A 10,106-nucleotide genomic window follows, 5' to 3' on the forward strand; every position below is an offset into this window, starting at 1 on the left:
CGCGTCCCAGAGAAATCTCGCGCCACGCGGCATCCGCTCACGGAACGGGGCCGTGCGGATGCCGCGTGGCACCCGCACGGCCCCGAAGCCGTTGTGCGGTCAGGCCGAGGCGCCGGCCCGACGACGAGTGACGAGCACCGCACCGGCCGCGAGCAGCAGCGCGCCGCCGACGAGCGGCAGGGTCGCGTCGAGGCCGGTCTCGGCGAGCGCGGCACCGGTCGTGGTCGTGGGTGCTGCGACGACCGTGAAGGTCACCGCGATCAGCGTCCTGTCGCTGCTGGTCTGGGGAACGAGGGTGAGGGTGTGCTGACCGGGGGGAAGTGCCGCGAGCGTCTCCACGGTCAGGGCCACGGTGACGTCGCCGCTCGCGTCGGCCTGGAACACGCCGACGGCGATGGGCGTCGAGTAGGCGTGGACATCGAAGAACTGCAGGCCGAGCCGAGTCGCGGTGTCGACGGGGATCTCGCCGGGGGTGCCCTGGGTGAACGTGCCGGCGTCGACGGGCGTGTTCGGGTCCCCGTCTCCGAGGTAGGCCTCCAGCGCAGCCGAGTCCCGGAAGGGAGCCTCGCCGATGGGCTGTTCCACCGGTGCCGGGGTGAAGCGAGTGATGGTCGAGCCCCACTTGATGTGGTGGAGCCTACCGCTCACGCCCGCGTCGACGAACACGCCGTAGCCGAGGAGCACGACGTCGGCGTCGTCGGCCGCCGACGAGTTCTCGATCGCGGTGAGGATGTTCTCGAGCGAGTCGGTGGCGTTCGCATCGTACGCGCCGGGGATGGCGCGGCTCGTCGTCCACTCGTCGCCGAGGGCGACCTGGTCGGTGCTCGTGGACGCCGGCCGGAGCGTCGTGAACTGCTGGTCGCCGGCGGCGTCGTCGAAGAACAGCGGGATCTGGAAGTAGGCGTTGAAGCTGTTCCACCAGATGCCCGCATCGATCAGCTCGCGCAGGTCGCCGTTGTCGGCCGCCGCATCGAAGCCGTTGAGGATCTGCACCTTGCCGGTGATCTCGAGCCGGCCGAGTTCGAGATCACCGTCGCTATCGGCGAAGGAGCCGCCGGAGGCACCATCGTGCCAGCCCACGTAACTCGTCTCGTCGGGGCGGATGTCGGCAGCGCCGACATAGGCGATCTCGGTCGGCTCGACTTCCGCCGCCTGGGCCGGCACCGCGCCTGCGAGCGCGAGACCACCGCCCATCGCGATGGCCGCACCGAGTGCGGCGAGTCTGGTGGTGCGACGTTCGAGTGACATCGAAGGATCCTGTCTGTGGGGGCTGTGAATGCAGGTGCGAGTGTGTACTGGTCGAGGAGCGCGACGATGCGCTCCTCGATTCGAGTGCAGACGTTTCGGGCAGCCTAACCGGAGTGCCGTCTCCGGTTAACCCCCCGTTCGAGGGTGCCGACCACGCGTCGCCCCTGTCACACGGCATGGCCCACGCCGTAGGCTGTTCAGCGTGACCGACCACCCCCGCCTCTCCGCCCGCATCGCCGCCATCGCCGAGTCCGCGACCCTCAAGGTCGACGCCAAGGCGAAGGCCCTCCAGGCCGAGGGACGCCCGGTCATCTCATACGCGGCGGGCGAGCCCGACTTCGCGACACCCGAGTACATCGTCGAGGCGGCGCTCGCGGCGACGCACGACCCCAAGAACTACCGCTACACGCCCGCGGCCGGTCTTCCCGAGCTGCGCGAGGCCATCGCGGCGAAGACGCTACGCGACTCGGGGCTCGAGGTCTCCCCCGGCCAGGTCGTCGTCACCAACGGTGGCAAGCAGGCCGTCTACCAGGCGTTCCAGACCCTCCTCGACCCGGGCGACGAGGTGCTCGTGCCGACCCCCTACTGGACCACCTACCCCGAGGCGATCAAGCTGGCCGGCGGCCGGCAGGTCGACGTCTTCGCCGGCGCCGACCAGGGCTACCTCGTCACCGTCGAGCAGCTCGAGGCGGCACGCACCGACCGTACGAAGGTGCTGCTCTTCGTCTCCCCGTCGAACCCGACGGGTGCCGTGTACTCCCCCGAGCAGACTCGCGCGATCGGCGAATGGGCGCTCGAGCACGGCATCTGGGTCGTCTCCGACGAGATCTACCAGAACCTCACCTACGCCGACGAGCCCGACGGCGTGCCGCCGCGCGCCGTCTCGATCGTCGAAGCGGTGCCCGGGCTCGCGAACCAGACGATCCTCGTCAACGGCGTCGCGAAGACCTATGCGATGACCGGCTGGCGCCTCGGCTGGATGGTCGGCCCCGCCGACATCATCAAGGGTGCGGCGAACCTGCAGTCGCACCTCTCGTCGAACGTGTCGAACATCTCGCAGCGCGCCGCGATCGCCGCCCTCAACGGACCGCAGGACGCCGTGGAGGAGATGCGCCGGGCCTTCGACCGTCGCCGCCGCACGATCGTCGCCGAGCTCTCGAAGATCGAGGGCATGACCGTGCCGGTGCCGCAGGGCGCCTTCTACGTGTACCCCGACGTCTCGGGGCTGCTCGGCCGCGAGTGGGGCGGCGTCACGCCGACGACCTCGCTCGAGCTCGCAGACCTGATCCTCGACCAGGCCGAGGTCGCCGCGGTGCCCGGTGAGGCATTCGGCCCCTCGGGCTACCTGCGCCTCAGCTACGCCCTCGGCGACGCCCCGCTGCTCGAGGGCGTGCAGCGCCTGCAGCGCCTCTTCGCCTGACGCTCGCGGGTTGAGGAGCGCCCGACGAAGGAGGACGCGTCTCGAAACCCGTTGTTCGAGCAGGCAGGTTTCGAGACGCTCGCTTCGCTCTCTCCTCAACTCACGGGATTCGAGAGCGCGGTGCGCGCCTCGGCGGCGAGCTCGTCGGCGACGGTGCTGAGCAGGATCGACCGCAGGTTCCACTGCTGCCAGAAGAGGGGCACGTCGATCGGCTCGCCGCCGATCCGCACGAGCCGCCCCTCGGCGAGCTCCTCGGCCGACTGGAGCCCCGGCAGCATGCCCCAGCCGAGGCCGAGCCTGACCGCGGTCGCGAAGTCGCTCGACGCCGGCACGTAGTGCCTCGGCGGCCCGTCGGGGTCGACGCCGAGCGCCGAGAGGTGCGCGCGCTGCAGGTCGTCGCGCCGGTCGAAGTCGACGAGCGGCGCGTCGGCGAGCGCGACCGCGAGCGCCGCCGACCGCCCGTGCGACCCACGCTGCGGTGCGAGCGACCAGCGTGCGGCGAAGGCCGGCGTCGCCACGGCCTCGTAGCGCATGACGCCGAGCGGGCGCGCGAGGCATCCGGCCACCGGAGTCGACTGCGAGGTCACGGCCCCCATGACCGTGCCCGACTCGAGCAGGCCGGCGGTGAAGTCCTGATCGTCGCGGTGCAGGTCGAAGACCACCGGGTGGCGCTCCCCCACTCGGGCGAGCGCCGGCAGGAACCAGGTCGCGAGCGAATCGGCGTTGACCGCGAGGGCGAGCGAGATCGGCCGAGCGGATGCCTCGTCCAGCCCGAACTCCGCGAGGGCGTCGTGTTCGAGCAGGGCGATCTGACGCGCGAGTCGCACGATGGGCGCGCCGGCCTCGGTGGCCCTGACCGGCTTCGACCGCACGACGAGCACGCGGCCCAGCTGCTGCTCGAGCGCCTTGACCCGCTGGGAGACGGCCGACGGCGTGATGCGCAGCCGCCGGGCGGCCGCGTCGAAGGTGCCCTCGTCGATGACGACGGCGAGCGTGCGGGCGACGTCGAGCGGAATCTCCATCTGAAGCCATGCTAATGCCGATGAAGAATCTTGAGCTGGAGTGAAGTAACCTCGATGGCATACGGTCGCTTCGTGCCCCTCTCCTCCCTGCTCGCCGGCTTCGGCCTCGGTCTCTCGCTCATCGTCGCGATCGGTGCGCAGAACGTGTTCGTGCTGCGGCAGGGCATCCGGCGCGAGCACGTCTTCGCGGTGGCCGCGATCTGCGCGCTGAGCGACCTCGCGCTCATCGTGGTCGGCGTCTCGGGCATCGGCGCCGTGCTGACGGCCGTGCCGTGGCTCGTCGACGTCATCCGCTGGGCGGGGGCGGCGTTCCTCGTGGCCTACGGGCTGCTGGCCGCGCGTCGCGCGATCCGACCGAGCGGCGAGACGCTCGAGGCCGAGACCGCCGAGCGGGAGGTCGAGTCGGCCGAGGCGGATGCCGCCGGGCTCGTGCGCGCCAGGGCCGGGACACCCACGGCGGTCGCGAACCCCGCGGCATCCGCCTCGACGACGCTCACCCGCCGGAGCACCGGCCTCGCCGCCGCGGTCGTGACCTGCCTCGCCCTGACCTGGCTGAACCCGCACGTGTACCTCGACACGGTGTTCCTGCTCGGCTCGGTCGCGAACACCCACGGCGACGGGCGATGGGCGTTCGCCGTGGGGGCCGGCGTCGCGAGCATCGTCTGGTTCTTCGGCCTCGCCTACGGGGCGCGCCTTCTCGGCGGCGTGCTCGCGAGTCCTCGGGCATGGCGCGTGCTCGACGCGGCCATCGCGGTCGTCATGGTCGGGCTCGGCGTCATGCTCGTGCTGCCGCACTGACGCGGCGCATCCACCGATCGGTGGATGCCGGAATCGAACCGTCGGGGGCTGCCGCTCGCCCCGCCGTCGCGAGAGGCTTCCGGTATGAAGACGACACGCACGGATGCCGCGGTGCGGATCCGCGGGCTCAGCAAGGTCTACGGCGGGGTGACCGCCGTCGACGAGCTCGACCTCGACATCGCACGCGGCGAGACGTTCGCCCTGCTCGGCCCGAACGGCGCCGGCAAGTCGACGACCGTCGAGATCCTCGAGGGCTACCGGCTCCGCACCTCGGGCGAGGTGAGCGTGCTCGGCGTCGACCCGGCCCGCGGCGGCCTCGACTGGAAGTCGCGCATCGGCATCGTGCTGCAGTCGAGCGGCGAGACCGGGCTCCTCACCGTCACCGAGATGCTGCGGCACTTCGCCTCGCTCTACCCGAACCCCCGCGACGTCGACGAGGTCATCGCCGCCGTCGGCCTCGAGGCGAAGGCGAAGACCCGCATCGCGAAGCTCTCGGGCGGCCAGCAGCGCCGCGTCGACGTCGCGCTCGGCATCGTCGGCCGACCCGAGCTGCTCTTCCTCGACGAGCCGACCACGGGCTTCGACCCCGAGGCGCGGCGGCGGTTCTGGGGACTCATCCGCTCGCTGAAGGCCGAGGGCACGACGATTCTGCTCACGACCCACTACCTCGACGAGGCGGCGCAGCTGGCCGATCGTGCCGGCGTCATCGCCGGCGGCCGGCTCGTCGACGTCGGCGCCATCGACGAGATCGGCGGCGCCGACGCACGCCGGCCCATCGTGCGCTGGCGCGACGCGGCCGGCACCGTTCGAGAGGTGCGCACCGACGAGCCGGGGCGGCACGTGGCATCCGTCGTCGCCGGACTCGGCCGCGAACCGGTCGGGCTCGAAGTGATCCGGCCGACGCTCGAAGACATCTACCTGGGCCTCGTGCAGAGCACGGCGCCCGCCACGACCGCCGAGGAGGCCCTCGCATGAGCACCAGCCTGATGGCCCAGAGCACGTCGCGCATCGGCGTCGAGACGAAGACGTACTTCCGCGCTCCCGACACCCTGTTCTTCACCTTCTTCTTCCCGTTCGTGATGCTCGCGATCTTCACCGCGGCCTTCAGCGCCGCGGGCGAGGTCGGCCCTCCCGGCGCGCAGATCTCGGTGGGGGCGTCGTACCTGCCCGGCATGATCGCGGCGGGCATCCTGCTCTCGGGCGTGCAGAACCTCGCGATCGACATCGCGCAGGAGAAGTCGAACGGCACGCTGAAGCGACTCGGCGGCACGCCCCTCTCGCCGGTCGGCTACTTCCTCGGCAAGATCGGGCAGGTGTTCGTGACCGGCACGCTGCAGGCGGCGCTGCTGATCATCGCCGGAGCGCTCGTGCTCGGCATCGAACTGCCGACCGACCCGGCCAAGTGGCTCACGTTCGCGTGGGTGTTCGTGCTCGGGCTGACGACCTGCGCCCTGCTCGGCATCGCCCTCTCGGCGCTGCCCCGCAGCGGGAAGAGCGCGAGCGCCGTCGTCATCCCGGTCGTGCTGCTGCTGCAGTTCATCTCGGGCGTGTACCTGCAGTGGAACATGCTGCCGACGTGGCTGCAGGACTTCGCGAGCCTGTTCCCCCTCAAGTGGATCGCACAGGGCATGCGCTCGGTGTTCCTGCCGGAGGCGTGGGAGTCACTCGAGCAGAACGGCTCGTGGAACCTCCCGGGCGTCGCGATCGCCCTCGGCATCTGGCTCGTCGTCGGGTTCGTGCTGTCGCGCCTCACCTTCCGCTGGATCCGGCGCGACGCCTAGGGCGCGTGCCAAACTCGCAGCATGCTGAACAGACGGTGGTGGGATGTCGCGGCGATCGCCGTGGCATCCATCCTCGTGCTCTTCACCCTGTTCGACCCGCCGCCGTACGGACCGAACGACTGGGGCGTCTGGGCGACGACGGGTGCGTTCCTCGTCTTCTACTTCGCCTACGCCAGGGCCCATGTCGGAGTCGACCGGCTCGCACCGCACCTCGTGATCTCGATCGCGTTCGCCATGCTCGTCGGCGTCGGCGCCTCGTTCGAACCCTCCTTCGCGATCATTCAGGTGTTCGTCTACCCGTTCATCTGGACGACCGCGCCGTCGATCCGCAGCGCGCTCGTGTCGAACGTGCTCATCGGCGTCGCGCTCGCAGCAGGCTACGTCGTGCATTTCGGCCCGAGCGGCATCGTCGCCGGGGTCATCAGCGCAGCGGTCTCGGTCGGCTTCAGCATCGCGCTCGGGCTCTGGATCACGAACATCGCCCGCTACGGCGATGAGCGCGGCCGTCTGCTCGAGGAGTTGCAGGCCGCGCAGGGTCAGCTCGCCGCGATGCACCGCGACGCGGGCGTCGTCGAGGAGCGCGCGCGGCTCGCCCGTGAGATCCACGACACCATCGCGCAGAGCCTCACCGGCCTCGTCATGGTCGCACAGCGCACGGGCACACGGCTCGACGGCGTCGACGGCACCGCCGCGGCATCCGCTCGCACCGACGTCGAGCTTATGGAGCAGATGGCGCGTGAGGCGCTCACCGAGGCGCGCGGCCTCGTCGCCTCGCTCGCGCCGGTCGAGCCGGGCGCCGGACTCGGCGACGCACTCGCGCGGCTCGGGGCGAGCTTCGAGCGGGAGACAGGCGTCGTCGTGACCGTGTCGGCGAGCGCGACCGGCCTCAGCCGCGAGCACGAGGTCGTGCTGCTGCGCTCGGCGCAGGAGGGGCTCGCGAACGTGCGCAAGCACGCCCGGGCCCGGCACGCCGCCGTGACGGTCGAGTCCGTCGACGACGAGGTCGTGCTCACGGTCGCAGACGACGGCGTCGGTCCGGGGGCGGCGGCGCCGGGCGCATCCGGATTCGGACTCTCGGGCATCCGCGACCGCACCGCGCTCGTCGGCGGCTCGTTCGCGATCGAGGCCGGGGCGGACGGCGGCACCGTGCTGCGCGTCGGCATCCCCCGAGCGGATGCCGCGGCCGATGCCGCCCCGACCGACCCCGCCCAGGAGGAAACCGCATGAGCATCCGCATCGTCGTCGCCGACGACCACCCCATCGTGCGCGCCGGCATCATCGGCCTGCTGGAGTCGGAGCCCGGGCTCGAGATCGTCGGCGAGGCAGCCGACGGCGCCGAGGCACTGGCGGTCGCGGCATCGGAGCGCCCCGACCTCGTGCTCATGGACCTGCGGATGCCCCACCTCGACGGCGCCGCCGCGACCGCCCGCATCGTCGCCGAGGTACCCGGCACCCGCGTGCTCGTGCTCACGACGTACGAGACCGACGACCACATCCTCGCCGCGATCGAGGCGGGCGCGAGCGGGTACCTGTTGAAGGCGGCGCCGCAGGCGGAGATCGTCGCGGGCATCCGCGCGGTCGCAGCGGGCGAGACGGTGCTGGCCCCCTCGATCGCGGCGAAACTCGTCTCGCGGGTGCGCGCCGACGCGGCATCCGTCGCCCCGCCCACGCTCTCACCGCGCGAACTCGAGGTGCTGCGTCTCGTGGCCGACGGCCGCTCGAACCCCGAGATCTCCCGTGAGCTGTTCATCGGCGAGGCGACGGTGAAGACCCACCTGCTGCACGTCTTCGAGAAACTCGAGGTGAACGATCGCACCCGTGCCGTGACCCGGGCGATGGAACTCGGACTCCTCTAGCCAGGCCCCACGGGGATTTCAGGGCGGGCACAGCGCCGGCGTCCTACGCTGGAGGAGGCGTCCGCGCGCCGCGGCAACGATGGACTTGCCCGTGATCGTGCGCGCAGATGGCCGTGAGAGGCGCGAATGAATCCGTACGAACACCGCCCGTGGCTCGCCCACTACGCAGACGACGTGCCGTCGACGATCGATGAGCCGACGCAGACCCTCGTCGACATGATCGACGACGCGGTGCACCGATTCCGGCGGCGCACCGCACTCGAGTTCTTCGGCGCGGAGACGAGCTACCGCGAACTCGGCGAGCAGATCGCCTCCGCCGCCGAGGGGCTGCGCAGGCTCGGCGTCGTCGCAGGCGACCGGGTCGCCCTCGTGCTGCCGAACTGCCCGCAGCACGTGGCCGCGTTCTACGCGGTACTGCGGCTCGGCGCGATCGTCGTCGAGCACAACCCGCTCTACACGCCGCCCGAGCTGCGGCACCAGTTCGAGGACCACGGCGCCCGCGTCGCGATCGTCTGGAACAGCGTCGCCGACACGGTCGCCGAGTTCCCCAGCGACATCCGGCCCGCCCACATCGTCGCGGTCGACCTGACGAAGGCGCTGCCGTTCGGCAAGCGGATGGCGCTGCGCCTGCCGATCCCGAAGGCCAGGCGCTCCCGCGCCGCCCTCACGACGAAGCCTCGGGCCCGAGGGCTCGTGGAGTGGGAGCGCCTCACCTCGCGGCGGGCGCTCGGCAAGCGGCATCCGCGCCCCTCGCTCGACGACACGGCCGTGCTGCAGTACACGAGCGGCACCACCGGCACGCCGAAGGGCGCCGTGCTCAGCCACCGGAACCTCCGCGCCAACGCGATGCAGGGCCGCGCGTGGGTGCCGGGTCTCGCCGAGGGCGAGGAGGTGTTCTACGGGGTGCTGCCGCTCTTCCACGCCTACGGCATGACCCTCTGCCTGACCTTCGCGATGAGCATCGGCGCGCGGCTCGTGCTGTTCCCGAAGTTCGATTCGAGCCTCGTGCTCGACGCCGCACGGCACTCCCCGCCGACGTTCCTCCCGGCGGTGCCGCCGATCTACGACCAGCTCGTGAGCGCGGCCGCGCATCACCCGAAGGCCCTCGAGCGCATCCGCTTCGCGATCTCCGGTGCGATGAGCCTGCCGATCGCGACGGTCGACCGCTGGGAGACCGCGACCGGCGGGCTCCTCGTCGAGGGGTACGGCATGACCGAGTCCTCGCCGATCACCCTCGGCAACCCGATGGGGCCGACGCGGCGACCCGGCACCGTCGGGGTGCCGTTCCCCAGCACCGAGATCCGCGTCGTCGACCCCGACGACCCCGAGGCCGACCGCCCGGCCGGCGAGGCCGGCGAGCTGCTCGTGCGGGGCCCGCAGGTGTTCCAGGGCTACTGGCGCCGCCCCGCCGAGACCGCCGAGACGCTTCGCCCCGGCGGGTGGCTGCGCACCGGCGACATCGTGCACGTCTCCGACGACGGGTTCGTCACGATCGTCGACCGCGTGAAGGAGCTCATCATCACGGGCGGCTTCAACGTCTCGCCGTCCGAGGTCGAGGCGGCACTGCTCGCCCACCCCGACGTGCGCGGCGCCGCCGTCGTCGGCCTGCCGCGGGAGTCGGGCGGCGAGGCTGTCGCCGCGGGCGTGGAGCTCCGCGAGGGCGCCGTCTTCGACGAGGCGGGGCTGCGCGACTTCTGCCGCACGAGCCTCACCCCCTACAAGGTGCCGCGCAGCATCGAGCTGTTCGATGAGCTGCCTCGTTCGCTCATCGGCAAGGTGCTGCGCCGCCAGGTGCGGGACGAGATGCTCGAACGCGCCTGACGCGACGAAGCTCCCCTCCAGCACGTCGGAGACGGCGGAGGGGAGCTTCTCCCGAGCTACGGGCTCAGCTGATCTTGCGTCGGTAGATCGAGATCGCCCAGAAGTAGGCGACCACGAGGATGCCGACGAGCCAGGCGAGGGCGATCCAGATGTCGCTGCC

9 protein-coding genes and 1 pseudogene are annotated in these 10,106 nt (G+C 71.5%); 7 read left to right on the forward strand and 3 right to left on the reverse strand.

Going from position 1 to position 10,106, the window contains the following annotated elements; genetic code table 11:
• Positions 1-99: 99 nt before the first annotated feature.
• A complete protein-coding gene (locus ASE14_RS20835; RefSeq protein ID WP_056657611.1) occupies positions 100-1,248 on the reverse strand; it encodes a hypothetical protein in 1,149 nt (382 codons plus the stop codon).
• A gap of 202 nt (positions 1,249-1,450) precedes the next feature.
• On the opposite strand from ASE14_RS20835, the gene ASE14_RS16805 reads away from it, so the two are divergent.
• Positions 1,451-2,668 carry a pyridoxal phosphate-dependent aminotransferase gene (locus tag ASE14_RS16805; protein ID WP_056657615.1) on the forward strand — a complete coding sequence of 406 codons (1,218 nt, stop codon included), beginning with the start codon at positions 1,451-1,453 and terminating at the stop codon, positions 2,666-2,668.
• A 95-nt stretch (positions 2,669-2,763) separates the two neighbouring features.
• Here ASE14_RS16805 and ASE14_RS16810 read toward each other — a convergent pair whose 3' ends face one another.
• Entirely contained in the window at positions 2,764-3,690 is a 927-nt protein-coding gene (locus ASE14_RS16810; protein WP_056657617.1) for a LysR family transcriptional regulator ArgP, read from the reverse strand.
• Positions 3,691-3,744: 54 nt separating this feature from the next.
• On the opposite strand from ASE14_RS16810, the gene ASE14_RS16815 reads away from it, so the two are divergent.
• From ASE14_RS16815 to ASE14_RS16840, 6 genes are all read left to right on the forward strand, one after another.
• Complete coding sequence (locus ASE14_RS16815) at positions 3,745-4,488, forward strand: LysE/ArgO family amino acid transporter (protein WP_056657620.1); 744 nt, start codon at positions 3,745-3,747, stop codon at positions 4,486-4,488.
• An 84-nt stretch (positions 4,489-4,572) separates the two neighbouring features.
• Positions 4,573-5,463: an ABC transporter ATP-binding protein gene (locus ASE14_RS16820; RefSeq protein WP_056657623.1), complete on the forward strand. Its 891-nt coding sequence runs from the start codon at positions 4,573-4,575 to the stop codon at positions 5,461-5,463.
• Positions 5,460-6,269, forward strand: a complete 810-nt coding sequence (locus tag ASE14_RS16825; protein WP_235511453.1) for an ABC transporter permease — start codon at positions 5,460-5,462, stop codon at positions 6,267-6,269. The genes ASE14_RS16820 and ASE14_RS16825 overlap by 4 nt, the downstream gene beginning before the upstream one ends.
• 21 nt (positions 6,270-6,290) lie before the next feature.
• The gene (locus tag ASE14_RS16830; RefSeq protein WP_056657629.1) at positions 6,291-7,496 is read left to right on the forward strand and encodes a sensor histidine kinase; all 1,206 of its coding nucleotides are present in this window, start codon (positions 6,291-6,293) and stop codon (positions 7,494-7,496) included.
• Positions 7,493-8,125 (forward strand): response regulator transcription factor, encoded by a 633-nt coding sequence (locus tag ASE14_RS16835; RefSeq protein WP_056657631.1) that lies wholly within the window; start codon positions 7,493-7,495, stop codon positions 8,123-8,125. The genes ASE14_RS16830 and ASE14_RS16835 overlap by 4 nt, the downstream gene beginning before the upstream one ends.
• Positions 8,126-8,251: 126 nt before the next feature.
• Positions 8,252-9,946: a long-chain-fatty-acid--CoA ligase gene (locus ASE14_RS16840; protein WP_056657634.1), complete on the forward strand. Its 1,695-nt coding sequence runs from the start codon at positions 8,252-8,254 to the stop codon at positions 9,944-9,946.
• 64 nt (positions 9,947-10,010) lie between these two features.
• On the opposite strand, the pseudogene ASE14_RS20710 reads toward ASE14_RS16840, so the two are convergent.
• Positions 10,011-10,106 (reverse strand): annotated as a pseudogene (locus ASE14_RS20710) (ABC transporter permease); the annotation flags it as partial.

Origin of the sequence: Agromyces sp. Root81 (genome assembly GCF_001429165.1) — a bacterium.
In the GTDB taxonomy this organism is placed as follows: Bacteria; Actinomycetota; Actinomycetes; order Actinomycetales; family Microbacteriaceae; genus Agromyces.

Bases quoted from the DNA above. Each gene is read 5' to 3' on its own strand.
- ASE14_RS16835 (WP_056657631.1), top strand. From the start codon at position 7,493: ATGAGCATCCGCATCGTCGTCGCCGACGACCACCCCATCGTGCGCGCC.
- ASE14_RS16830 (WP_056657629.1), top strand. From the start codon at position 6,291: ATGCTGAACAGACGGTGGTGGGATGTCGCGGCGATCGCCGTGGCATCC.
- ASE14_RS16815 (WP_056657620.1), top strand. From the start codon at position 3,745: ATGGCATACGGTCGCTTCGTGCCCCTCTCCTCCCTGCTCGCCGGCTTC.
- ASE14_RS16825 (WP_235511453.1), top strand. From the start codon at position 5,460: ATGAGCACCAGCCTGATGGCCCAGAGCACGTCGCGCATCGGCGTCGAG.
- ASE14_RS16820 (WP_056657623.1), top strand. From the start codon at position 4,573: ATGAAGACGACACGCACGGATGCCGCGGTGCGGATCCGCGGGCTCAGC.
- ASE14_RS16840 (WP_056657634.1), top strand. From the start codon at position 8,252: ATGAATCCGTACGAACACCGCCCGTGGCTCGCCCACTACGCAGACGAC.
- ASE14_RS20835 (WP_056657611.1), bottom strand. From the start codon at position 1,248: ATGTCACTCGAACGTCGCACCACCAGACTCGCCGCACTCGGTGCGGCC.
- ASE14_RS16810 (WP_056657617.1), bottom strand. From the start codon at position 3,690: ATGGAGATTCCGCTCGACGTCGCCCGCACGCTCGCCGTCGTCATCGAC.